Genomic DNA, 26,265 nt, shown 5'->3' with positions numbered 1-26,265 from the left:
GGCATGTCGCAGCAGGTGCAAGGCGTCGTGGCGCCCGGCAAGAACGAGCCGGTGCGGGTCGAGACGATCGTGATCCCCGATCCCGGCCCCGGCGAGGCCGTGGTGAAGATCCAGGCATGCGGGGTCTGCCACACCGATCTGCACTACAAGCAGGGCGGGATCAATGACGACTACCCCTTCCTTCTCGGCCACGAGGCGTCGGGCGTGGTGGAGTCGGTCGGCGCCGGTGTCACCGATGTCGCGCCCGGTGACTTCGTGATCCTCAACTGGCGGGCCGTCTGCGGCAGTTGCCGGGCCTGTCGGCGGGGCAGGCCCTGGTACTGCTTCAACACCCACAACGCCACGCAGAAGATGACGCTGCTCGGGGGTACCTCCCTGGCCGGCGGCTCAGGGGGAGGCACGGAGCTGTCGCCGGCGCTGGGCATCGGCGCCTTCGCCGAGAAGACCCTGGTCGCCGCCGGACAGTGCACCAAGGTCGACCCCTCGGTCGCCCCCGCCGTCGCCGGACTGCTCGGCTGCGGTGTCATGGCGGGCATCGGCGCGGCGATCAACACCGGCAACGTGGGCCGGGGCGACTCCGTCGCCGTCATCGGCTGCGGCGGGGTCGGCGACGCGGCGATCGTCGGATCCCGGCTCGCGGGCGCGGCGCGGATCATCGCCGTCGACATCGACGACCGCAAGCTGGCCACGGCGAAGACGATGGGCGCCACCCACACCGTCAACTCCCGCTCCACCGACGCCGTCGAGGCGATCCGTGAACTGACCGATGGCTTCGGGGCCGATGTCGTCATCGAGGCGGTCGGCCGTCCGGAGACGTACAACCAGGCTTTCTACGCACGTGACTTGGCCGGCACGGTCGTCCTGGTCGGGGTGCCCACCCCGGAGATGAAGCTCGAACTGCCGCTGCTCGACGTCTTCGGACGCGGCGGCGCGCTCAAGTCGTCCTGGTACGGCGACTGTCTGCCGTCCCGCGACTTCCCGATGCTGATCGACCTGCACCAGCAGGGCCGTATCGACCTGGCCGCGTTCGTCACGGAGACCATCGGACTCGGCGACATCGAGCAGGCTTTCGCCCGTATGCACGAGGGCGACGTCCTGCGCTCGGTGGTGACGCTCTGATGGCCGCCACACCCGCTGCCCGTATCGAACACCTCGTCACCTCCGGCACCTTCTCGCTCGACGGCGGCACCTGGGACGTCGACAACAACGTCTGGATCGTCGGCGACGACACCGAGGCGATCGTCATCGACGCGGCCCACGACGCCACGGCCATCGAGAGGGCGCTCGGCGGCCGGACGCTGCGCGCCGTCGTCTGCACCCACGCGCACAACGATCACATCGACGCGGCCCCGGCGCTGGCCGCCGCCACCGGCGCGCCGATCCTGCTGCACCCGGACGATCTGCCGCTGTGGAAGCAGACCCACCCGGACTGGCTGCCGGACGGTGAACTGGCCGACGGCCAGGGCCTGTCCGTCGCCGGCACCACCCTCACGGTGCTGCACACACCCGGCCACGCGCCCGGCGCGGTCTGTCTGTACGCCCCCGAGCTGGCCACCGTCTTCACCGGCGACACGCTGTTCCAGGGCGGGCCCGGCGCCACCGGGCGGTCCTTCTCGCACTTCCCGACGATCATCGAGTCGATCCGTGAGCGCCTGCTGACGCTGCCGCCCGAGACGGTCGTCCGTACCGGACACGGCGACTCGACCAGGATCGGCGACGAGGCGCCGCAGCTGGAGGAGTGGATCCGCGCGGGCGGCTGAGCGGACAGGGGCCCCGGACACGTCGTTCATATGTCCGGGGCCCCTGGTCCGTATCGCTCGGTACGGCCGGAATTCGCACTTTCTTCCTGTCGGATCCGTCGGATCCGGGTTTTTCTTTCAGTCCGGGATTGACTGGCTGGTACAAATGTGAGCTTGCTCCCACCGCTCCCGCACCGATCGTTTCCGGCCGGTCAACTGGCTTGAACCTTCAGTCCGAGACGGAACTCCTGTTCCTCGCCGTGCACCGCCGGGTGGCGCTGTCGGAGTTCGTCGGCCAGCGCCCGGCGCCCCCTTATCCCCAGTTTGCGGTAGGCTCGCGTCAGATGCTGTTCGACCGTACTCACGGTAACGAACAGTCGGCTGCTGATTTCACGGTTGGTGAAACCCCGCACGGCGAGTTGGGCGACCCGCAGTTCCGCTTCGCTGAGAACGGAGGCGTCGCCCGAATCCGGCTGATCCCGGCGCGCCACCGAATTACCCGCCGGTACAACGGTGTCGGCCGTACGGGTGTGGTCGAGGGCTTTCGTGGACGCGGGCGACTGTCGCGCCGGCAGGCTCTTCTGTTCCGGGATATGCGCGGGCCTGACGACGGTCGGTCTTTTGTCCTGCCCCAGTGCCTGGAATCGGGCGATCGCCTTGAGCGTGCGGTTCAATTCGAGCTGGTTACCAGAATCCTGGAATGCCTTCGCCGCCCGGCCGAGAAGCCGGGAGTCCTCGGTGGGCCCGCTCGCGAACGCGAGTACGCGCAGCGCGAGCCCGCAGGCATGCGGGTCCGAATCCATCGAGAGCTTTATCTGCTGCTTCGCGAGATCACGCGCCACCTCGATGTTGCCGAGTTGGAGATTCGCCTCCGCGAGATCACTGCGCCACGGCACGGGAGTTGTGGCCACCGAGTCCCATCGGCGCATCATCTGCTGGCACCGCTGGAAGTCACTCACGGCGGCCAGCGGCCGATTCGTCGCCAGATGGAAATGGCCGCGCGCGCGGAGATAACGGAGCCCGCCGATGGTCTCGAACGCCGCGTCGGGCACCGGGATCCGCAGGGTCCTCGCCGCGTCGTCGAAGGCGCCGGCCGCGACGTCCGCGTACAGCATCGTCGCCAGCGGGTGGGTGACCGACACCCCCCAGTTGTGCTCACCGAGCAGCGCGAGGGAGGACCTGGCGCGCTCCGCCGAGGCCGTCACCTCGCCGCGCTGGAGCAGGATCCCGGCACGCAGCGCCTCGAACACCGCCTGCCAGGTCACCGCGGAGCGCTGGCGCGCCTCCAGACCGAACCTCGCGCACCACCGCTCGGCGCTGTCGCTCTTGCCGCCCAGCGTCAGCGCGGTGATGGCCGTGGCCAGCGCCTCCAGTGAGGTGTCGCCGAGGCGGCAGTTCTGCAGGATGCGCTCGGCGCTCGCGTTCGTCGCGTCGTTCCCGCCCCTGCGCCACGCCTGCTTGAGCGTGCCCGCCGTCTGGTTCCAGGGCGCTGACCTCGGCTGGATGGCCGGCTCGTCGAGGTCGGGACGGTTCGTGATCGGGCCGAAGTGCCACTCGTACGCCAGGTTCAGCTCCGCCTCCGTCTGGGGGTCCACCGGCTCCGGTGAGCTGGTCAGGACCTTGTGCGCCCGGACGAAGGTCTCCTTGTCCCCCTGCCACAGCGCGTGCCGCATCAGCGCGAAGCACCCGTCCTGGTCGAGGGTCCCGGCTTCGGCGGCCTCGCGCAGCGACGGTACGTACGACGCCGCCGCGGAGGGGTTGACCCGCCAGGTGCTCCCGATGATGGACTGCTGGATGGAGAGCTGTTCACGTACGTCGTCCGAGGCGGACAGCGCCAGATCGAGAGCCTGCGCGGCGAACTCGACATCGTTGGCACCGACGGCGTGGTCGGCCGCCTTGCGCAGCACGGGGACCGACCAGCCGGACGGCGTCTCGCCGGCCGCGACCAAGTGCTTCGCCACATCCGTCGCGGATGACGCGTGTAGATGTTTGAGCTGGGCCGCCGACGCGTGCAAACACGTACGAGAGGCGGGCGAGAGGCTTTCGAGCACCGCCGCCCTGGCGCGTGGATGCCGGAAGCCCCCGTCGACGAGCAGCCCGGCGTGGGCGAGCGCGTCCAGCAGGGTGGTCACGGCCTGCGGATGGACATCGGTGAGCTTGGCGATCTGCTCCGAGCCACTGCGCCCGCCGAGGACCGCCAGTGCCGCCGTGACTTCCAGCAGCTTGGTGTCGGGGCGGTCCAGGAAGGCGTGGACGGCGCGGGCGTAGGCGCTGCCCACCACCGCGTGTCCGCCGCGGCCGCCCTCGCGGTAGTCGTCGACGAGGGCGTTCGCCAGCATCGGATTTCCGGCGCTCAGCGTGTGGATCTGCAGGGGCAGTTCGTCGTCGAAGCCGCCGTCGAGCGAGCCTTCGAGCAGGACGCGGATGGCCTGTTCGGACATCGGCGTCAGCTGCACCGAGAAATACCGGGGCTGCCGCGCGAAATAGGTGCTCAGCCGGGTGAACGGGCTCTGTTGCCAATCCGACTGATTGAGCAGGATCAACAGTTTCGCCGAGCGGATACGGCGCTGGAGTTGAAGGAGCAGTTTGAGCGAGGTTTCGTCGGCGAAATGGAGATCGTCCACTCCGATGACAATGGGCTGTGAACGTGCCAGATCGAGGATTGTGTCGCAGACGTTCCGTACGTACCGGGCTTCGGCTTGGTCATCGCTGAGCCTTGTCGAGCGGTCGTCCTTCTTTCCGGAAGCGGTCCCCGGAATTGCGTTTTGGCGACTGGGCACCTCGATCGGACAAGAAGAGTTTGCCAGCAGTTGGTCTATGACTGCTGCCCCGATTTCTTGTTCGTCGGGAGCGCCGGTAGCACTCAGGGTAAGAGCACCCGAACTCACTGCGTAGTCAAGCAGTTCGTTCTGCAGGGCGGTCTTTCCGCTGGCGATCCCTCCGCTTACCATTACCAGGCGGCCAATTCCTGACGAACTCTGGTCGTACTGATCGCGCAAGAAGATCCTGGCCGAGTCCGGTGCTATGCGCGATTGATTACTACAGGCGATTGTCATGACTAATCTATCCCCCCAGATAGACTGACCTGTGAGTAGTGAATTGTCCATTGTCACGGTATCAGAATTTCTGCAGTGGTGGACGTTTGTGATCGAGTTCGCGGTGCGTTCGGGGCGCTTTGGGGGAGCGCCCTGATGGCTCACTGTGACGTTGGGTGGAGATTTCGCCCAATGTCCCTGCGTACAGACCTGCGGAACGGCTCACATGCTTAGTGCGGGTGTGCTGTGAATTTTTCCAGTTTTTACATAGGAGCCCCCGGCGCACGAGGTGTGCCGGGGGCTCCTGGGTGGGTCTGCGACAACCGTGCGGACAAGACCTAGTCCACGCGGCTGGCGGTGATCATGTGCAGGCTTGTGCTTTCGTACAACTCCTCCCCCGCGTTGTGCAGACGGAAACCCTTGTCCTTGAGTAGCGTCGCGGTGGCTTCGAGCCGGCCGTCGATGTTGTGGACCTCGGCGGCGACGGTGCGGATGGACGGCCAGTACTTGTCGTCGATACCGCGCAGCACTTCCAGTTCCGCGCGCTCGACATCGACCTTGAGCAGGCCGACGTCCCCCACTCCGTACTCGGCGAACAGATCCGTCAGCGTGACCATCCGGACCGGGAACTCGACGGCGTCGGAACGGCAGAGCGAGATGAAACCGTCCCGCTCGGCCTGGCTCTCGATACCGGCGCTCGTGAGCCCCGCCTCCAGCGTCCGTCGGTCGTCGTCCTCGTCGACGAAGACCGTGGACATCACTTCGCTGTTCGGGTAGTACGTGAGGGTCGCGTCGCGGGACTCGGAGCCGACCGCCACGTTGACCGCGGTGCCGCGCGGGATGTGCCTGGCGAAGTTGTTCGTCAGACACTCGAAGCTCGGCGGGGCGGGCTCGCACGCGATGACGCGCAGATCGCTGACCTCTTTCGCCAGCATCAGCGAGATCAGACCGACGTGCGCGCCGACGTCGATCACGGTGTCGCCGGGTCGGAGACGTGAGACGCAGTCCGCGTAGGACCCATCGGTGAACTCCTGGCACACCACCGAAGCGGTCAGCCTGTTGGTGCAGTTGATCATTCGCCCATCGGGCAGGGAGTATTCGACAAGACTGCTCTGACCAGTTGTCATGAGTGGCGAGAACCTTTCAGCGAGCCCACAACCGACAGTCGTCAGACTGCCCGTTGCGGGCTCGCTGTTCCTACCCTTGCCCAACCCCTATTCTTTGCCCGCTATTTGCGACCCCTCGTTACGTTGTTGGGCAATTACGGACTCAATGATGTCGTCGAGTGTCCGGCTCGGCCGGAATCCGATCCGGTCGCGGGCCTTGTCGCAGTTGGGGATGCGGCGCTGCATGTCCTCGAAGCCGGGACCGTACGCCTGTTCGTAGGGGATCTTCACCACGGTGCTGGTGGAGTTGGTCGCCGCGATCACCTTCGCCGCCAGCTCCGCCATGCTGACCTGCTCGGAGCTGCCGAGGTTGTACACGGTGCCGTGCGCCCCCTCGTCCTCCAGCAGTGCGACGAGCGAGGGGATCACGTCGAGGACGTGACAGAAGCAGCGGATCTGCTGCCCGTCGCCGAACAGGGTGACGGGTTCACCGGCGAGCGCCTGCTCCACGAAACGGGGAATGACCATGCCGTAGCGCCCGCTCTGGCGCGGTCCCACTGTGTTGAACAGCCGGACGATCACGGTCCTCACGCCGTACTCGACGCCGTACAGATACGCCATCGTCTCGTCCAGGGCCTTCGCCTCGGCGTACGACCAGCGGTTCTTCAGCGGCGAGCCGACTATCCGGTCCGCGTCCTCGGTCAGCCCGTTCGCGGTGTTCTTGCCGTACACCTCGCTGGTGGAGGCGACCAGGATCGGGACGTCGTGCCTGCGGGCCGCCTCCAGCACGGTCTCGGTGCCGCCCAGATTGGTGCGCAGGCTCTCCAGCGTCTTGCCCATGATGGTGAACACACCGACGGCGGCGGCCAGATGGTAGATACGGTCCACCCCGGCCATACAGCTCTCCACCGTCTCGGTGTCGCACACCGAGCCCTGGACGAAACGCAGCCGCGGTTCGTCCGACCAGGCGGCGAGATTGGCCGCGCTGCCGGTGCTGACGTCATCGAGGATCACCACCTCGTGCCCGAGGCTGAGCAGGTGTTCGGTGAGGTGCGAGCCGATGAAGCCCGCGCCCCCCGTGATCAGGCAGCGCACGATCTGGTCCTTTCCGGGAGACGGCCGGCCGGGTTCACACCGGTCGGCCTTCGGCGGGGGAGGTGCCGGCGGGGGTGCCGGCGGAGGTCGGGTCGAAGCGGTAGGTCGCGTCCAGTACGAGCGGGCAGTCCGCGATCCAGGAGTAGTCGTGGCCCGGCTGCACCGTGTGGATCAGCACGAGGTCCCAGTCCTGCGCGGCAGGCTCCACGGTGCTGTCCATGCCGGCGCCGCTGGGCAGGGTCATCCGGGTGACCAGCGGGTCGTAGTACTCGACCTTCGCGCCACGCCCGGCGAGGTAGTCGATGATCTCCAGCGCCGACGAGGAACGAACGTCGAGCACACCCGGCTTGTAACTGACGCCGACGATCAGGATGTTGCTGCCGCCGAAGCCCTTTCCGGCATCGGAGAGCACACTCTGCATCCGGTCGACGACCCCCCTGGGCCGCTCGGCGATCGCGTTCATCGCCTGGTGGACCAGGGGAGCGGTGGTGCGGGTCTCCCGCAACTGCCAGAGCAGATAGTGCGGATCGCACGGTATGCAGTGGCCGCCGACACCCGGACCGGGGTGGAACGCCATGAAGCCGTACGGCTTGGTCCTGGCCGCGTCGATCACCTCGATCGGGTCCAGCGAGAAACCGGCGCAGATGTCGGCGAACTCGTTGGCCAGCGCGATGTTGACGGCGCGGAAGGTGTTCTCGTACAGCTTGGTCATCTCGGCGACCTCGGGCGAGCCCACCTGATGCGTCACCGACGCGAGCAGCTCGATCACACGGGTCGCCTTGGCGGCGCACTCCGGTGTGACGCCGCCGATCACGCGCGGCGTGTCGCGCTGGGTGTGCGTGACATTGCCGGGGTCGATCCGCTCCGGGCTGGACGCGACGTAGATGTCCGTACCGATGGTGAAACCCCGGTCGATCAGCGGCTCGACGAGCATCCGGGTCGTGGTCCCGACGAAGCTGGTGGAGGTGAGGATCAGGGTCTGGCCCCGCCGCGCGTGGCTGACGACCTCGTCGCACGCGCCCTGCAACGGACCGAGATCCGGGAGCAGATGACGGTCCACGGGGGTCGGTACGCAGACGATGACGACATCGGCGTCGGCCATCCGGGCGGCGTCGGTGGTGAGTTCGAAGCCCTCTTGGCCCAGCGAGTTCGCGAGCTGCCGGTGATCGGAGTCGATCAGATCGACGGCCTGTGTCTCGATGGCCTTCAGACGGCCCGCGTCGCGGTCGATCCCCACGACACGGACCCCGCCCGCGTGCAGTCCCAGCGCGGTCGGCAGTCCGACGTAACCCATGCCGATGACCGCGACGGAGCAGGCCTGTCCCGGGCTGGGCGAAGCCTTATCGATGGTAAGAGATTCCGGCATTATCCACTCGACCTCACGTTGTCTGGCCTGGGCTGCTCCGTGCGGGAACAGCAGGCGCGGGTCCGGTGCTCGTCCTCGACCGCCGGACGGGGTGGGAGCACGCCCAGAGGGCGTCCTAGAGCACGGCCCTCACCAGTTCGAAGGCCTCCGCGTAGTCCGTCGTGACCTGCGAGCCGCGGTACTCGGCGAGCGCGCGTACACCGCGCTCGCTACGGGGGTTGGGCCACGCCTCCACCTCGTTGCCGTACGCGCGCAGCGCTTCGAGCTTGCGCTCGATGTGCGAGGCGTCCAGCGGCTGCCAGCAGTTGGGCCGGAACGTCTGGAGTCCCGACGCCTCCCCGCAGTCGGTCGCCGAGCGGACCTCGAAGCTGCGGATCTCCCGCACGCTTCCCTTGCCGGGCCGGCCGGCCACCCGCGCCGCCCGGCTCACGATCTGGTGATCGAGGCTCAGGTCGCTCATGCTCGTGGTGAAGATCGTGTCCGGCTCGAACTCGCGGACCTCCCGCTCGAACACCCGGTTGAGCTCCAGATGGCCGACGGTGTCCAGTCGGTTGTCGCCGTATCCATGGATGTTGAGGCGCTCGATTCCGAGGATCTTCGCGGCCCGCTCGATCGCGGCACCGCGAGGGGTCACATTCCGCCCGGTCTCGGACCGGGAGCCGTCGTCGTTCGTGAGTACGCACAGACTGATCCGCACGCCGTCGTCGGCGAGTTTCGCGATCGTGCCGCCGGCGCCGAGGGTCTCGTCGTCGCCGTGCGCGACAGCGATCAGCAACCTCCGCATCATTCCCCGCATCGGTTTCCTTCTCGTGTGTGGCGGCCGGTCGGCCGACAGGGACCGCCGGGCCCGGCCTGAATTGAAATGAATACCGCCGGCCTCTATTAGGCGATCGAATGTGTCAGTGGCGGAGACCGCCGTCAACCCCTAGCCGGGCCACGGGAAACACGTCCGCGACCACCTCAAATGAAGCTCAAATCAATCCGCGTACCGTCTGCTCCGGGGCGACTCGGCGGCTACTTCTATTCGGGGTCGAACGTGCCATCTCAGGTCAGTCACGGGCAACCCCTAATGTCCGGCGAACAGCCTGTCAAGAGCGTGATGGCCTGCGGCGGTCACCGAAATGCCGACGCGTTCCGCGCCGGTCACGAGGGTCCGGCAGGCCCCTCGGAGACCGGTGCGGACGCCCGGCGCCGGGCCCCTCGCGACGTACTGAGGGGTGCCGGGGAACCAGCTAGGGGTACGGGCGAGGTGCCCGCGCTCGTAAAGTGTCGCCCATTGGAACTATCCAACTCACGGGCCGGCGGGTAAAGAACTCACCCGCCGGACGTAAAGAGAGCGGCCGGTTGAGCCCTGCGGTTCGCTGGAATTCATGAAATCGGGCCGGGACGAAGGGCATTTCTGCCCCATCCATAAATTCGGCGGGCACTGTGAGCGGGCCCGCGACGGCTAAAGACGTAGGGGTTACGTGAGCATGTCTGAAGAGCGACTGGTCGGCGCTTTGCGTGCGTCGTTGAAAGAGACCGAACGACTCCGCGAGCAGAACAAGCGGCTCACGGAGGCGGGCAGCGAACCGATCGCGATCATCTCCATGGCCTGCCGCTTCCCCGGCGGAGTGAAGACTCCGGAGGACCTGTGGCAGGTACTCGCCGACGGCACCGACGTCATCAGCGAGTTCCCCACCGACCGCGGCTGGGACCTGGAACGGCTCTACGACCCCACCGGTGAACGGCCCGGCTCCACCTATGTCCGCGAGGGCGGCTTCCTCTACGACGCCGCCGACTTCGACGCCGACTTCTTCGGTGTCGCCCCGCGCGACGCCCTGCTCATGGACCCCCAGCAGCGCCTGCTGCTGGAGACGTCCTGGGAGGCCTTCGAGCGCTCCGGCATCCCGCCCCGCTCCGTCAAGGGCAGCCCCGTCGGCGTGTTCACCGGCGTGATGTACCACAACTACCCCGGCAGCTACGGCTCGTCGGGACCCGTCTCCGGCAGGCTCTCGTACACCTTCGGCCTCGAAGGACCCGCCGTGACGGTGGACACCGCCTGCTCGTCTTCCCTCGTGACGCTCCATCTCGCCGCCCAGGCACTGCGTCAGGGCGAGTGCACCCTCGCGCTGGCCGGCGGCGTGTCCGTGATGGCCAGCCCCCGGACCTTCGTCGAGTTCAGCATCGACGGCAACCTCTCGCGCGACGGCCGCTGCCGCCCCTTCGCCGAGTCCGCCGACGGCACCTCCTGGTCCGAGGGCGCCGGCGTCCTGCTCCTGGAGCGGCTGTCCGACGCCCGACGCAACGGCCACCAGGTGCTCGCCGTCGTCCGCGGCAGCGCCGTCAACCAGGACGGTGCCACCAACGGCATCGCCGCCCCCAACGGCCCCGCCCAGCAGCGCGTCATCCGCCAGGCGCTCGCCGCCGCGCGCCTCACCCCCGACCAGGTCGACGTCGTCGAGGCCCACGGCTCGTCCACCGAACTGGGCGACCCCATCGAGGCCGACGCGCTGCTCGCCACGTACGGCAAGGAGCGCCCCGCCGACCGGCCGCAGTGGCTCGGCTCCGTCAAGTCCAACCTCGGCCACACCCAGGGCGCGGCGGGCGTCGCCGGGATCATGAAGATGGTCCTGGCGATGCGCAACCGCCTGCTGCCCAAGACGCTGAACGTGGACAGCCCCAGCAAGCACGTCGACTGGTCCCAGGGCGCCGTCAAGCTCCTCACCGAGAACGTCGACTGGACGACCCTCGACGGCGCGCCCCGCCGGGCCGGTGTCTCCTCCTTCGGACTCAGCGGCACCAACGCGCACGTCATCCTCGAAGAGGCCCCCGAGCCCGGGACGGACGAGCAGACCCCGGAGCCCGCGCCCCGGCGCGCCGGACAGATCCCCTGGGTGCTCTCCGGCCGCAGCCGTGACTCCCTGCGCGCACAGGCCGCCCGGCTGCTCACGTATCTGACCGAGCGGCCCGACGCCCACCCCCTCGACATCGGCCACGCGCTGGCCACCACCCGCTCACCCCTGGAGTTCCGGGCCGCGATCCTCGGCGCCGACCGCGACGAGCTGATGCGCGGACTCGGCGGACTGGCCGAGGGCGAACCCACCGGTGTCGAGCAGGGCGTGGTACGCGGCGAGACGTCCTCCGTCGCGTTCCTCTTCCCCGGCGGCGGCGCCCAGCGCGTCGGCATGGGACGTGAACTCAGCGCCGCCTACCCGGTGTTCGCCGCCGCCCTCGACGAGGTGTGCGCCGAACTGGACAAGCACCTCGACCGGCCGCTGCGACCGATGATCGACAGCGACGCCGAAGCGCTCGATCAGGTCGGCAACGCACAAGTGGCGCTGTTCGCCGTCGAGGTGGCGCTGTTCCGGCTGATGGAGTCGCTGGGTATCCACCCCGACCTCCTCGCCGGCCACTCCACCGGCGAGCTGACCATCGCGCATGTCTCCGGGATCCTCTCCCTCCCCGACGCCGCCGAACTCGTCGCCGCCCGTGGCCGGCTGATGCAGGCGCTGCCCACCGGCGGCGCCATGGTCGCCATCAACGCCACCGAGGAGACCGTACGGCCGCTGCTCACCGAGGGAGTCGGCATCGCGGGCGTCAACAGCCCCGACTCCGTTGTCGTCTCGGGCGACGCCGAACAGGCCCACGCCGTCGCGAAGATCTGCGCCGACCAGGGCCACCGCACCAAGCAGCTGCGCGTCAGCCACGCCGCCCACTCGCCGCTGATGAAGCCCATGGTCGACGAGTACCGCGCCGTCGCCGAGCGCATGATCTTCCGCCCCGCCGAGATCGCTATCGTCTCCACCGTCACCGGACAGCTCGCCGGCGACGACGACCTGCGCACCCCCGACTACTGGGTACGCCACCTCCTGCAGACCGTGCGCTTCCGCGACGCCGTCGACGGCCTGCGCGCCCAAGGTGCCAACCGCTTCGTGGAGCTGGGGCCCGACGGCGTGCTCGCCGGGATGACCCAGGGCTGTCTGACCGGCGCCAAGGACAACCCCGTCGTGGTGTCCCTGCTGCGCAAGGACCGGCCCGAAGAGGTCGCCTTCGCCGGGGCCCTGGCCCAACTGCACGTACGCGGTGTGACGTTGGACTGGGCGACGCTGTTCACCGACCGGGGCGCCCGCCCGGCGGAACTGCCCACGTACGCCTTCCAGGGCAAGCGGTTCTGGCTTCAGGCGTCGACGGACGGCGACGCCACGTCGCTCGGTCTCGACCCGGTCGCCCACCCGCTGCTCGGCGCCGCCACCGTCCTCGCCGGCTCCGACGGCCTGGTGCTCTCCGGCCGGCTCTCCGCCGCGACGCACCCGTGGCTGGCCGACCACACCATCGGCGGCTCGATCATGCTGCCCGGCACCGCCTTCGTGGAGCTGGCGATGAGCGCCGGCGAACGGGTCGGCTCCCCGCGCGTACGCGAACTGTCGCTGCACGCACCGCTCGTACTGCCCCGCGAGGGCGCCGTACGGATCCAGCTGACCGTCGGCGCGGCCGACGCCAGCGGCACCCACACCATCGACGTCCACTCGCGGACGGAGGACGAGTCCGGCCGGCTGCCGTGGGTCCACCACGCGAGCGGCCAACTGGCTTCCGCACGCGGCGGCGCCCCCGCCGAGCCGGTCACCACCTGGCCGCCGACCGGCGCCGAAGTCCTCGACGTCGACGGGATGTACGAGGAACTGGCCGCCCGCGGCTCGGAGTACGGCCCGATGTTCCAGGGGCTGCGCGCCGCCTGGCGGCGCGGCGACGAGATCTTCGCCGAGGTGAGCCTCCCGGAGAACGCGCGGGCCGTCGCCGAGGACTTCGGCCTCCACCCCGCCGTGTTCGACGCCGCTCTGCACGCCATCGGCCTCGCCGACGCGGACGCCGAGACGGACGACGGCACCGTCACCCTGCCGTACGCCTGGACCGACGTGGAGCTGTACGCCTCCGGGGCCGCCTCCGTACGCGTACGGGTCAGCCCCGCCGAGACCGGCACCGCCGCCTCCCGCAGCATGGCACTGGACATCTCCGACGTGGCGGGCCGGCCTGTCGCCTCCGTCGGAGCCCTGATGCTGCGCGCCATTTCCGAGGAGCAGCTGGCCGCGGCCGGCCGCACCGGCGGGACCGTCGCGGGCGACGCGCTCCTCGGCGTCGAGTGGACGCCCGCCGCCCTCGCGGACCGCGTCGCGCCGCTGCGCGTCGCGGACTTCAACACACTCGCCACCCTGGGCGACGACGCGCCCGCGCCGGACCTCGTCGTCCTGCCCCTCACCGGCGGCCAGGACGCCACGTCCGCCCGCAGCGCCACCCACCGGGCGCTGGAGGCCGTGCAGATGTGGATGCGCGAGGCGCGCTTCCGCTCCGCCCGACTGGTCGTGCTCACCAAGGGCGCGCTCGCGCTGCCCGGCGAGGACGTCACCGACCTCGGCGCCGCCGCCGTGCACGGCCTGATCCGGTCCGCCCAGACCGAGGACCCCGGACGGTTCGTCCTCGTCGACACCGACGTCGTACAGGACGCGCTCGACCGGCTGCCGAGCCTTGTGGCGCTGGGCGAGCCGTCCGTCGCGCTACGCGCCGGCGCCGCCTCCGTACCGCGCCTGGCCCGCGCCCCGTTCGGCCGGGAAACCGACTCGGCCGCGCCCGTCCGGGACGCCGAATCGACGGTCCTGATCACCGGCGGCACCGGTGCGCTCGGTCGGCTCGTCGCCCGCCATCTCGCCGGGGAACACGGCGTGCGGCGGCTGCTGCTCGTCAGCCGAAGCGGCCCCGAGGCGGCCGGTGCGGCCGAGCTGGTGGCCGAACTCGCCGAACTCGGCGCCGAGGCCGAGATCGTGGCCTGCGACCTCGCCGACCGGCGGGCCGCCAAGAAGCTGCTCGTCAAGAGGTCCCTCACCGCCGTCATCCACTCCGCCGGTGTCCTGGACGACGGCATGCTCGGCTCCCTGACCCCGGAGCGCCTGGACACCGTGCTGCGGCCCAAGGTGGACGCGGCGTGGAACCTGCACGAGCTGACGAAGGACTCCGGGCTCACCGCGTTCGTCCTGTTCTCCTCCGCCGCCGGAGTGCTCGGCGCGCCCGGACAGGCCAACTACGCGGCGGCCAACGCCTTCCTCGACGCCCTCGCCCAGCACCGCCGCGCACAGGGCCTGCCGGCCCAGTCGCTGGCCTGGGGCCAGTGGGCGCAGGACTCCGGCATGGCGGGCGTCCTCGCCGACCCCGGCCGCACGGGTCCGAGCCGGGGCGGGATGCCCGCGCTGACGGAGGCCGAGGGCCTGGCCCTGCTGGACGCCGCGCCCACATCGCCGAACGCCGTGCTCGTCCCGCTGAAGCTGGACATCGCCGAACTGCGCAAGGCACCCGGCGGGGTCGCGGACATGCTGCGCGGTCTCGTCAGCACCGTACGCAAGGCGGCGAGCGCGCCGGAGTCCGCGACGGACCCCCGGCTGGCCGGCTATCTGCGGATGCCGGAGGCCGAGCGGCGGTCCGCGCTGCTGGACCTCGTCGTCGGCAACGTCGTGGAGGTGCTGGGTCATGGTTCGAAGGAACTGGTCGACGCGGACCGGGCGTTCAAGGATCTCGGGTTCGATTCGCTGACGGCTGTCGAGCTGCGTAACCGGTTGAGTGCGGCGACGGGGGCGCAGTTGGCGAGCACGCTCGTCTTCGACTACCCGACGGCCAACGAACTGACGGCCCATCTGTACGAGACGCTGTTCGCCGCTCTCGCGGAGAAGACGTCGCCGACGCTCTCGCACGGCGCGCTGCTGGACCTCGTCGTCGGCAACGTCGCCGAGGTGCTGGGTCATGGTTCGAAGGAACTGATCGACGCGGACCGGGCGTTCAAGGATCTCGGGTTCGATTCGCTGACGGCTGTCGAGCTGCGCAACCGGTTGAGTGCGGCGACGGGGGCGCAGTTGGCGAGCACGCTCGTCTTCGACTACCCGACCGCCAACGAACTCACCGCCCATCTGCACGAGACGCTGTACGGCGCGCTCACCGACGCCGCCGTGACCGGCTCCGCCACCGCCGGCCCCACGGGCTCCGGTACGTCCGCCGACGACGACCCGATCGTCATCGTCGGCATGGCCTGCCGCTACCCCGGCGACGTCAACACCCCCGAAGACCTCTGGCAGTTGGTCTGGGAGGGCCGCGACGCCGCCACCCCGTTCCCGACCGACCGGTCCTGGGACATGGACTACTGGCTGGGGCTGCTCGCCGAGGCGAACACCACACCGCAGGGCGGATTCGTCTCCTCCGCCACCGACTTCGACGCCGCGTTCTTCGGGATCAGCCCCAACGAGGCGATCATGATGGACCCGCAGCAGCGCATGCTGATGGAGACCACCTGGGAGGCACTGGAGCGGGCCGGCATCGACCCGCTGTCCCTCAAGGGCAGCGCGACCGGCGTCTTCGCCGGCAGCATGCAGGGCAGTTACGACTCGGGCCCGCTCAGCACGCTGGAGCAGTACAGCCAGTACATCGGCACCGGCGGACTCGGCAGCATGGTGTCCGGCCGGATCGCGTACACCTTCGGTTTCGAGGGCCCCGCCGTCTCCGTCGACACCGCGTGCTCGTCCTCGCTCGTCGCCCTCCATCTGGCGGGCCAGGCACTGCGCAACGGGGACTGCTCGCTCGCCCTCGCGGGCGGCGTCACCGCCCTCGTATCGGCCGAACCCTTCGCCCAGTACGCCGACGGCACCGCCGCCGACGGCCGCTGCAAGGCGTACTCCGCCTCCGCCGACGGTGTCGGCTGGGGCGAGGGCGTCGGCCTCGTCGTCCTCGAACGGCTCTCCGACGCGACCCGTAACGGCCACCAGATCCTGGCCGTCGTGCGCGGCACCGCCGTCAACTCCGACGGCGCGTCCAACGGGCCCACCGCGCCCAACGGCCCCTCCCAGGAGCGGGTCATCCGCAAGGCGCTCAGCCAAGCGGGCCTCCAGCCGCACGAGGTGGACGTCGTCGAGGGACACGGCACCGGTACGACACTGGGTGACCCGATCGAGGCCAACGCCCTGCTGGCCACCTACGGGCAGGACCGCCCCGAGGACAGGCCGCTGTGGCTCGGCTCCGTCAAGTCGAACTTCGGGCACACGCAGGCCGCCGCCGGTGTCGCGGGCGTCATCAAGATGGTGCTCGCGATGCGGCACGGCGGGCTCCCGATGAGCCGGTTCGCGGGCGAACCGACCCCGCAGGTCGACTGGACGACGGGCAACGTCAAACTGCTCGCCGAGAGCATCCCGTGGCCCGACCACGACCGGCCGCGCCGCGCCGGGGTCTCGTCCTTCGGCCTCAGCGGGACCAACTCGCACGTCATCCTGGAGCAGGCGCCCGAACCGGCGGCAGTCACCCCGGCCGCCGCCACCCCGGCCGCCTCCGCCCCGAAGGCCACCGAGGAGCGCGCGCTCGACGGGCACGCCGTACCGTGGCTGCTCACCGCCCGTACCGCCGAGGCGCTGCCCGCGCAGGCCGAACGGCTGCGCGCCCACCTCGCCGAGAACCCCGGCGCCGACCCGCGCGACATCGCCTACTCGCTCGCCCTGCGCCAGCCGCAGTTCGCGCACCGCGCGGCCGTCGTCGGCGCCGACGCCGAGGAACTGCTGAGCGCGCTCACCGCGCTCGCCGACGGACAGGAGTCGCCCGGCGTCGTCACCGGCACCGCCGGAACCGGCGGCCCCGTCGCGTTCGTCTTCCCCGGCAACGGCAGCCAGCGGCCCGGCATGGGACGCGAACTGTACGCGGCCTTCCCCGCGTTCGCCGCGGCCTTCGACGAGGTCAGCGCCCACTTCGACACCTACCTGGACCGGCCGCTGCGCGACGTGATGTTCGCCGAACCCGGCTCCGTCGCCGCGCAGTTGCTCGGCCAGGTCGCCTTCGGGCAGGCCGCCCAGTTCACCATGGGCGTCGCGCTCGTACGGCTCCTCGAATCCTGGAAGGTGCGGCCGGACCACCTCCTCGGCCACTCCGGCGGCGAGGTCATCGCCGCCTACACGGCCGGGGTGTTCTCGCTCGCCGACGCGGTCAAGTTCACCTCCCACCGCAGCGAACTCCTCCAGGAGATCCCGAGCGGCGGCGCGATGATCGTCGTCGAGGCCGACGAGGACGAGGTCCGGCCCCTGCTCACCGACCGCACCGGCATCGCCGCCGTCAACGGTCCGCGCTCCGTGGTGGTCTCCGGCGAGGCAGGCCAGGTCGAGGCGATCGCCGAGCACTGGAGCGCCCAGGGCCGTCGCACCAAGCGGCTGCCGATCCCGCGCGCCGGGCACTCCCCGATGATCGACCCGCTCCTGGACGATCTGCGCGAGGTGGCCGCCGAACTCAGCTGCGAGCCGCCCCGGATCAAGGTCGTCTCCACCGTCACCGGCGCCCCGGTCACCGGCGACGAACTCGCCGACCCGGAGCACTGGGTCGCCAACTGCCGCGGCACGGTGCGCTTCCTGGACGGGGTGCGCGCCCTGGAGGCCGCGGGCGTGGTGCGCTACATCGACCTCAGCTCCGACGGCGCGCTCGCCGGAGCGCTGTCGACCTGCCTCACCGGCACCGTCGAGGACGCCGCCGCCCTGCCCGTCCTGCGCAAGGACGTCCGGGAGGACACCTCGGCCGGTCTCACGGCCGGACAGCTGTACGCCGACGGCTTCGCCATCGACACCACGAAGCTGTTCATCGGACGCGGCGCCGAACAGGTCGAGCTGCCGCCCTACGCGTTCCGCCGCAGGCGCTACTGGCCCGATGTCGACATGGCGGCGGTCAAGCAGACCGGTGGCATGGCCTCGACCGGCATCGAGTCGACCGAGCACCCGCTCCTCGGCTCCGCGATCGAACTCGCCGGCTCCGGCGAGGTCGTCCTCAGCGGTCGGCTGTCGATCGGCACCCAGCGCTGGCTCGCCGACCACGCCCTCGGTGACACGGTCCTGTTCCCCGGCGCCGGATTCGTCGAACTCGCCGTCCGCGCGGGCGACGAGGTCGGCTTCCGCCGCCTGGAGGACCTGACCATCGAGTCCCCGCTGCTGCTCCCCGAGCACGGCAAGACCCAGGTGCAGGTCGTCGTCGGCGCCCCGGACGGATCCGGTGCCCGGCCGGTCACTGTCCACTCCCGCCCCGACGCCGCATCGGCCGCCGACGGACCCGAGCCCTGGACCCGGCATGCGAACGGCCTGCTCATGTCCGACAGCGCCCCCGAGCCCGCCGGTCTCACCCAGTGGCCGCCGACCGGCGCCGAGACCATCGACGTGGCCGACCTGTACGACGGCTTCGCCGAGGCCGGGTTCCGCTACGGGCCGGCCTTCCGGGGGCTGCGCGCCGCCTGGCGCCTCGGTGACGAGGTGTTCGCCGAGATCCGGCTCGGGTCGGAGGCCAGCCAACTGGCCGAACGCTTCGGTCTGCACCCGGCGGCACTGGACGCCGCCATCCAGGCCGTCGGCCTGGCCGAGACGATCGACGTCGAGTCCGGCATGCCCTTCTCGTGGTCCGGCGTCGACCTGTACGCCACCGGGGCCACCAAGCTCCGGGTACGGGTCACCCCGACCCGCGGCGACGCCGTGACGGTGCTCATCGCCGACCAGGCGGGCGACCCCGTCGCCTCCGTCGAGTCCCTGGTGCTGCGCCCGGCGGGCATCCTGAACGCCGCGTCCGCCGCCGCGACCCGGCACGACTCCCTGTTCGGCTGGGACTGGCAGCGGGTCCGCGCCACCTCCGACTCCGCCCAGGCACCCGCGACATGGGCCCTCGTCGCGGGCGCGCCGACCGGACTCACCAAGGCGCTCGCCGCCTCCGGTCTCCAACTGGCCGCCGAGGACGACCTGACGGCGCTCGCCGCACGCGTACCCGGCGCCGACGTGGTCGTCGTGGACGGCACCGCGCTCGCCGAGGGCGCGCCGGCCGGGCCGGAGGCCGTACACACGGCGGTCGGCAACGCGCTGACCCTGGTCAAGGAGTGGCTGGACTCACCGGTCTTCGCCTCGGCGAAGCTGCTGGTGCTGACCTCCGGCGCCGTCGCGGTCGGCGACGAGGACATCACCGACCTGGCCGGCGCGGCCGTCTGGGGCCTGCTGCGCTCCGCGCAGTCGGAGAACCCGGACCGGTTCGTCCTCGTGGACACCGACGGCGCCGCCGACTCCCTGCGGGCCCTGCACACCGTGCCCGTCGGCGGCGAGCCGCAGATCGCGCTGCGCGCCGGTGCGGCGTACGCGGGCAGGCTCGTCCGTACGACCGCCGGGACGGGCCGGACCGGCGGACCGAGCGGCACCTTCGGCGGCGACGGCACGACACTCGTCACCGGCGCATCCGGCTCGGTCGGCCGGCTCCTCACCCGGCATCTGGTGACCGAACTCGGCGTGCGGAACCTGCTGTTGCTCGGCCGGAGCGGCGCCGCCCCCGACCTGGTGGCCGAACTCACCGAGCTGGGCGCCGCCGTCACCGTCGCCGCCTGCGACGCGGCGGACCGTACCGCGCTGGCGGCGGCGATCGACGCGATCGGGTCCGAGCACCCGCTGACCTCGGTCGTGCACCTCGCGGCCGTGGTGGACGACGGCACGATCGCCTCGCTCACCGAGCCCAAGCTGACCTCGGTGCTGCGTCCGAAGGTGGACGCGGCATGGCACCTGCACGAGCTGACCCGGAAGAAGGAGCTGAGCGCGTTCGTGCTCTTCTCCTCGATCGCGGGCGTCCTCGGCAACCCCGGCCAGGGCAACTACGCGGCGGCGAACAGCTTCGTCGACGCGCTGGCCGCCCACCGCCGCGCACAGGGCCTGCCCGGCCAGTCGCTGGCCTGGGGCCTGTGGGCGGCGAGCGGGGCGGGCTCCGACGCGGCGACCGACGTGGACGAGGCGTCGCTGACCCGCAAGGGGATGGCGGGGCTGACCGACGCCGAAGGGCTGAAGCTGTTCGACGTCGCCGTCGCCCGGCACGAGTCGCTGCTCATCCCGATGGATGTCGCACCGGCGGCGAACGACGGCGGACCGGTGCCGCACGCCTTCCGCGCCCTGGTGGCGCCGGCCCGGCGGACCGCGTCCCGTACGGCCACCTCCGACGTCGCCACGCTGCGCAGGCGACTGGCCGGCCAGACCCGCGAACAGCTCGACAAGACGCTCCTGGCGCTGGTGCTCGACCACGCGGGAGCCCTGCTCGGCTACGGCGACAACGAGACCATCGAGCCGGACCGGCACTTCCTGGAATCCGGATTCGACTCGCTGACCGCCGTGGAGCTGCGCAACCGCCTCAACACGGCGACCGGGCTGCGGCTGCCGGCCACCATCGCGTTCGACCACCAGACCCCCGGCGGGCTCGCCGCACATCTGGCGGACGAACTCGGCACCGGCCAGGGCGCGGAGGCCGCGCCCGCCAAGGGAGCGGAGCAGCCGGAGAGCGAGACCGGGGCCGAGACCGCGACGGCGACGGCGGCCGAGTCCGGCGAGACCGTGCCCGAACTCTTCAGGGAGATGGTGCGCGCCGGTCAGGTCCAGGAAGGCCTCGGCCTGCTCCAGTGGGTGGCCAAGGTCCGGCCGACCTTCTCCTCGCGGGCCGACATCGACCGACTGCCCACCTCCGTACGGCTGTCGGACGGTGAGAAGGCCCCGCACCTGGTGTGCCTGTGCACACCGGCCGCGATGGGCGGTGTCTACCAGTACGCCCGGATCGCCTCGTTCTTCCAGGGCGAGCGGAAGGTCTCCGTGATACCGATGCCCGGCTTCGACACCGACGAGCAACTGCCCGAGTCGGCGGGCGCCGTGGTCGACGTACTCGCCGAGACCGTCCAACAGATCGTCGGCGACGAGGAGTTCGCGCTCGTCGGGCACTCCGGCGGCGGGCTGTTCGCCTACGCGACCGCCGAACTGCTCGGCAGGGCCGGCCGGGCGCCCGTGGGAGTCGCGCTGCTGGACACGTACCCCATCTCCAAGTCCGAGGAGTTCGAGAACTTCGCCGCCGAGGTGGCGATCGGGGCGCTCGCCCGAGAGGTCTGGTCGAACCAGCTGGGCAACAAGACCTCGCTGAGCGCGATGGCCAGGTACGTGACCCTGATGCCCGACGTCGAGCTGACCGAGATCCCGACTCCGACGCTGCTGCTGCACGCGACGGAGCGGTTCAGCGTCGCGGACGGCGAGTCCACGCAGCCGGCGGCGACGGCCGCCACCGGGGCCGGCGCGGGCACGGCCGAGAGCTGGAAGTCCACCTGGACCCTGGCCACTTCGGTCGACACCGTCCCCGGCGACCACTTCAGCATCGTCGAGGGCCACGCCGACACCACGGCCGCCGCCATCAAGACCTGGATCGACTCGCTGAGCTGAGCCGAGCCGGGACGACCCTGACCCACCGCGTGGCCGAGGACGCTCCGTTCTCGGCCACGCAGTGGTCGTCACGCCACCCGAGAAGCCGGGGCCCGACGGCCCCGGCGCGTACCCAGAGGAAAGAAGGGTTTCGTATGGACGCGTTGGCCGAGGCGCTGATCGCCGAGGCGGCAGCCGACGAGCTCGAAAAGCTGCCGGTCCCCACGGAATATCTCGCCGCCCACACCCGCGTCGAGGACATCGGTATGTTCGGCGACGCCGAGGACAAGGACGTCCGCAAGTCGCTGCGCGTCGGCCCCGTGCCGATGCCCGAACTCGCCCCGGACGAAGTGCTCGTGGCCGTGATGGCCAGCTCCGTCAACTACAACACCGTATGGTCGGCCACCTTCGAGCCGGTGCCCACCTTCACCTTCCTCAAGTCGCTGGGCAGGACGGGTCCTTGGGAGCGGCGGCACGACCAGCCGTACCACGTGCTGGGCTCCGACGCGGCCGGCGTCATCGTGCGCACCGGCGTCGGCGTGCGGCGCTGGAAGGTCGGCGACCATGTGCTGTCCAGCCCCATCCAGGTGGACGACCAGGAAGCCGTCACACACGCCGACGGCATGCTCGGCGAGGGCCAGAAGGCGTGGGGTTACGAGACCAACTTCGGCGGCCTCGCCCACTACGCGATCGTGCGCGCCAGCCAGCTCATACCCAAGCCGGCTCATCTGACCTGGGAAGAGGCCGCGAGCACCCCCGCCTGCGCCGGTACCGCCTACCGGATGCTGGTCAGCGACCGGGGCGCCCGGATGAAGCAGGGCGACATCGTGCTGATCTGGGGCGCGGCGGGCGGACTCGGCGTGCACGCCGTCCAGTTGGTCAAGCACGGCGGCGGCATCGCCGTCGGAGTCGTCGGCTCCGAGGAGAAGGCGAAGGTCCTGCGGGACCTGGGCTGCGACCTGGTGATCAACCGCAGCGAACTGGGCATCGGCGAGGCCGACGGCCATGACCCCGCGCAGGTCATCGAGGCAGGCAAGAAGATCGGCAAGATCATCCGCCGGGAGTTCGGCGAGGACCCGCACATCGTCTTCGAGTACACCGGCCAGGCCACTTTCGGTATCTCCATGTTCGTCGTACGCCGCGGCGGAACAGTCGTCACCTGCGGTTCGAGCACCGGCTACCAGCACCAGTACGACAACCGCTACCTCTGGATGAAGCTGAAGCGCGTCGTCGGCAGCCACGCCGCGAACCTCGCCGAGCAGTGGGAGAGCAACCGGCTGATCGACATGGGCCGGATCATGCCGGTGCTGTCCGCCGTCTACCCGCTCGAATCGATCGGCGAGGCCGCCAGGGAAGTCCAGAACAACACCCACATCGGCAAGATCGGTGTGCTGTGCCTCGCGCCGAAGACCGGTCTGGGCGTCACCGACCAGGCCAAGCGCGATCTGATCGGTGAGGACAGGATCAACCTGATGGGCGTGAGCAACCATGTCTAGGCACTCCGTGGGCATCCTGGCCACCGGCTCGTGCGTGCCCGAGACCGTCGTCGGCAACGACGACCTCGCCCCCGCCCTCGACGTGACCGCCGAGTGGATCGAGCGCAAGACCGCGATCAAGTCCCGCCGGTACGCGGCGCCTTCGCAGGCCACGTCCGACCTGGCCGTCGCGGCGGCCACGAGCGCGCTCGACCAGATCGGCCTGCCCGCCGACCGGCTCGACTACATCATCGTCCCGACCACCACCCCCGACGCCCCGCTGCCGCCGGTCTCCTGTCTGGTGCAGTCGGCCATCGGCGCCCACCGGGCGGCGTGCTTCGACATCAACATCGGCTGCAGCGGCTTCGTCGTCGGACTCGACGTCGCGGCCAAGCTGGTCGCGGACCGGCCCGGCTCGCACGCCCTGGTGGTGGCCGCCGAGATCTGGTCCCGCTTCACCGACCCCGAGGAGCGCGGCACCCGCGTGCTGCTCGCCGACGCGGCGGGCGCCGCCGTCATCGGCCCGGTCCCGGAGACGTACGGGATCGTCGGTACGGATCTGCTCGGCCACGGCGACCAGTCCGAACTCCTCGTGATCGAGGCGGGCGGCAGCCGGAACCCGGCGTCCCACCGGACCGTGGACGAGGGCGGCCACTATCTGCGGATGCGCGGGCGTGACGTGACCGACTACGTACGCGGGAAGGTGCCGCAGGCCATCAAGGAACTGCTGGCCAGAACGGGCGTCGGGCAGACGGACGTTGAGCACTTCGTACCGCACCAGGCCAACGGTGTCCTGCTGCGCGACCTCGCCGACGAGGCGGGTCTGGAGAACGCCCGGACGCATCTGACCATCGAGGAGTTCGGCAACTCGGGGGCCGCCTCGCTGCCGGTCACGCTCGACCACGCCAACCGGGCGGGTGAGCTGCGTGACGGCGATACCGTCCTGCTCGCGGCGTTCGGCGGCGGTATGGCACTGGGCACCAGCGTGCTGCGCTGGAAGGCGACGGGAGGACCGTCGTGAGTGCCGCCGGCACCGACTCCGAGATCGTCCGCGTCGGTGTGGTGGGCTGCGGTCTGATGGGCTCGGGGATCGCCGAGATGTGCGCGAAGTCCGGCGTGGACGTGCTCGTCGCCGTCTCCTCCGACCGCTCGGCGGCGGCGGGCCTGCGCCGGATCGAGAAGTCGCTGGACCGGGCCCTGGCCAAGGGCCGGATCGCCGAGGCCGAACGGGCCTCGATCCTGGGGCAGATCACCCTCACCACGGACCTCGGCGACCTCGCCGACCGCCAACTCGTCCTGGAGGCCATCACGGAGGACGAGCCGGCCAAGCTCGCCCTATTCGCCCGCCTCGACGCGATCGTCGAGGACCCGCGGGCCGTCTTCACCACCAACACCTCCTCGCTGCCCGTCATGCGCGTCGCGGGCGCCACCGCGCGGCCCCAACAGGTCATCGGGACGCACTTCTTCAACCCGGTGACCGTCATGCCGCTGGTCGAGCTGACCGGCTGTCTGCTCACCTCGGCGCAGACGTACGACCGGGTCGAGACGTTCGTCACGAAGATGCTGGGCAAGGAGGTCGTACGGTCCCCGGACCGGTCCGGCTTCGTCGTCAACGCGCTCCTCGTCCCCTACCTGTTCTCGGCGATGCGGATGGCGGAGTCGGGGTTCGCCACGCCCGAGGACATCGACCGGGGGATGACCCTGGGCTGTGCGCATCCGATGGGGCCGCTGAGGCTGGCCGACATGATCGGTCTCGACACCCTGGCAGCGGTCGCCGACGGGCTGTACGCGGAGTTCAAGGACCCCCTCTGCGCGGCGCCGCCCCTGCTGTCGCGCATGGTCGAGGGCGGACTGCTGGGCAAGAAGTCCGGCCGTGGCTTCTACAGCTACGTCTGATGCCGGGCCCGCGTCCCATGCCGGCCCCGCGACCGCTGCCGGGGTCCCGGCCGGCCGGTCAACCCCTATCCGGGCGGTACGTTCCGGGGCGGCCGGCCCCGTCCGACGGCGGTCTCGGGGGCCGGCCGGGGCGGGTGTCCGCGGAGTCACCGGGGACCGGCCGACCACCCCCTACGGCCGCCCGCTTAGGGGTCCGCGCGGCGACGCGCGGGCGCTATCGTCCGTGACGTCCCGTCGCGTGCTCAGCGCCGACTTGCCGGGTTCCGTGGAGGGGTCCATGCGCGTTCTACTCGTCACGCCGTCTTCGCACGCACGACTGCACCATCTGGTGCCGCTGGGCTGGGCACTGCGCACCGCGGGGCACGCGGTGCAGATCGCCGCCCGTCCCGCCTTCACCGAGGCCGTCACGGCGACCGGCTTCGTCGCCGTCGCCGTCGGTACGGACGCCCCCGACGGGTCCGACCGGCCCGAGGCGTCCGACGGCGGGTCCGAGGGCGCGCGGCTGGCCGAACAGACCGACGTGGACGGCCTGGTGGCCCACGGCGAGCTGTGGCGGCCCGACCTGGTCCTCTGGGACGCCCACGCGCCCGCCGGGGCCACCGCCGCCGGACTGCTGGGCGCGGCGCGCGTCCGGGTCGCCGGACCGTTCGACAGCCGCCCCGGCGCGGACGGCGACCCGGTGGCCGGTCACGGCACCCTGGACTGTCTCCCGCCGTCCCTGCGCCGGTCCGAGGACGCCGACAACCTGTCCGTCCGCCCTGTGCCGTACACCGGCCCCGACGTGATCCCCGCCTGGCTCCAGCGCACCCCGCGCACCCGCAGGATCTACGTGGCCGCCGACGTGCCCGACAGCGCGATCCCCGCCCTGTTCGAGGCCGCGGCCGGTTCGGACGCCGAGCTGATCTGCGAACTCTCCGAGGACCGCATTCCGTCCGGGGGCCAACTGCCCGCCCAGGCACGCCTCTTCGACTCCGTACCGGCCGGCACGGTCCTCGCGTCCTGCGTGGGCGTCGTGCACGGGGGCAACACGTCGCTCGCCGTGGCCGCGCTCTCCTACGGGCTGCCGCAGCTGACCCTCCTGACCGACTCCGCCGCGCCGGGCGCCGGCATCGCACAGCGGCTCGCGCAGCACGGCGCCGGACTCCTCAGCGACCCCGCACAGCTGGACACCGCCGTCATCGACCAGCTCGCCGGAGATTCCCCGGTCCGGGAGAAAGCTCAACTCCTCCTCAAGGAAATGACGTCCATGCCGACTCCGCGTGAGGTCGTACCGGAATTGGTCGGCATCGCGACCGGCCGATGAAGGGGGACACCTGTCGGCCCCACCGATTTT

12 protein-coding genes are annotated in these 26,265 nt (G+C 70.6%); 7 read left to right on the top strand and 5 right to left on the bottom strand.

The genetic code is table 11. From position 1 onward, the window contains the following. Positions 1-3 precede the first annotated feature (3 nt). The gene (locus ACIBLA_RS13350) at positions 4-1,119 is read left to right on the top strand and encodes an S-(hydroxymethyl)mycothiol dehydrogenase (protein WP_363240924.1); all 1,116 of its coding nucleotides are present in this window, start codon (positions 4-6) and stop codon (positions 1,117-1,119) included. Next, positions 1,119-1,760, top strand: a complete 642-nt coding sequence (locus ACIBLA_RS13345) for an MBL fold metallo-hydrolase (RefSeq protein WP_399198602.1) — start codon at positions 1,119-1,121, stop codon at positions 1,758-1,760. Before ACIBLA_RS13350 ends, ACIBLA_RS13345 begins: the two co-directional genes overlap by 1 nt. Before the next feature lie 191 nt (positions 1,761-1,951). Here ACIBLA_RS13345 and ACIBLA_RS13340 read toward each other — a convergent pair whose 3' ends face one another. The 5 genes from ACIBLA_RS13340 to ACIBLA_RS13320 all read right to left on the bottom strand — a co-directional run bounded on the left by ACIBLA_RS13340 (position 1,952) and on the right by ACIBLA_RS13320 (position 9,125). After that, on the bottom strand, positions 1,952-4,795 hold the full coding sequence (locus ACIBLA_RS13340; RefSeq protein ID WP_363240980.1) for an AAA family ATPase: 2,844 nt from the start codon (positions 4,793-4,795) through the stop codon (positions 1,952-1,954). 317 nt (positions 4,796-5,112) lie between these two features. Further along, the gene (locus ACIBLA_RS13335) at positions 5,113-5,901 is read right to left on the bottom strand and encodes an FkbM family methyltransferase (protein WP_363240927.1); all 789 of its coding nucleotides are present in this window, start codon (positions 5,899-5,901) and stop codon (positions 5,113-5,115) included. Between the two features lie 87 nt (positions 5,902-5,988). Continuing rightward, positions 5,989-6,975, bottom strand: a complete 987-nt coding sequence (locus tag ACIBLA_RS13330; RefSeq protein WP_363240928.1) for an NAD-dependent epimerase/dehydratase family protein — start codon at positions 6,973-6,975, stop codon at positions 5,989-5,991. A 34-nt stretch (positions 6,976-7,009) separates the two neighbouring features. Continuing rightward, complete coding sequence (locus ACIBLA_RS13325; RefSeq protein ID WP_363240929.1) at positions 7,010-8,341, bottom strand: nucleotide sugar dehydrogenase; 1,332 nt, start codon at positions 8,339-8,341, stop codon at positions 7,010-7,012. 115 nt (positions 8,342-8,456) lie between these two features. After that, positions 8,457-9,125, bottom strand: a complete 669-nt coding sequence (locus tag ACIBLA_RS13320; protein ID WP_363240981.1) for a PIG-L family deacetylase — start codon at positions 9,123-9,125, stop codon at positions 8,457-8,459. Positions 9,126-9,813: 688 nt separating this feature from the next. Here ACIBLA_RS13320 and ACIBLA_RS13315 point away from each other — a divergent pair. From ACIBLA_RS13315 to ACIBLA_RS13295, 5 genes are all read left to right on the top strand, one after another. Continuing rightward, positions 9,814-21,582 (top strand): type I polyketide synthase, encoded by an 11,769-nt coding sequence (locus ACIBLA_RS13315; RefSeq protein ID WP_399198601.1) that lies wholly within the window; start codon positions 9,814-9,816, stop codon positions 21,580-21,582. 134 nt (positions 21,583-21,716) lie between these two features. After that, positions 21,717-23,057: a crotonyl-CoA carboxylase/reductase gene (gene ccrA / locus ACIBLA_RS13310; protein ID WP_399198600.1), complete on the top strand. Its 1,341-nt coding sequence runs from the start codon at positions 21,717-21,719 to the stop codon at positions 23,055-23,057. Next, positions 23,050-24,057, top strand: a complete 1,008-nt coding sequence (locus ACIBLA_RS13305; RefSeq protein WP_363240932.1) for a ketoacyl-ACP synthase III — start codon at positions 23,050-23,052, stop codon at positions 24,055-24,057. Before ccrA ends, ACIBLA_RS13305 begins: the two co-directional genes overlap by 8 nt. Next, positions 24,054-24,932, top strand: coding sequence for a 3-hydroxybutyryl-CoA dehydrogenase (locus ACIBLA_RS13300; RefSeq protein WP_399198599.1), 879 nt, complete (start codon positions 24,054-24,056; stop codon positions 24,930-24,932). Before ACIBLA_RS13305 ends, ACIBLA_RS13300 begins: the two co-directional genes overlap by 4 nt. Before the next feature lie 277 nt (positions 24,933-25,209). Further along, on the top strand, positions 25,210-26,235 hold the full coding sequence (locus ACIBLA_RS13295; RefSeq protein WP_399198598.1) for a nucleotide disphospho-sugar-binding domain-containing protein: 1,026 nt from the start codon (positions 25,210-25,212) through the stop codon (positions 26,233-26,235). The last annotated feature ends 30 nt before the right edge of the window (positions 26,236-26,265 follow it).

It is taken from the genome of Streptomyces sp. NPDC050433, assembly GCF_044458565.1.
In the GTDB taxonomy this organism is placed as follows: Bacteria; Actinomycetota; Actinomycetes; order Streptomycetales; family Streptomycetaceae; genus Streptomyces.
Note: the sequence above shows the minus strand (reverse complement) of the source record. Positions and strands in the feature narration are given on the sequence as shown.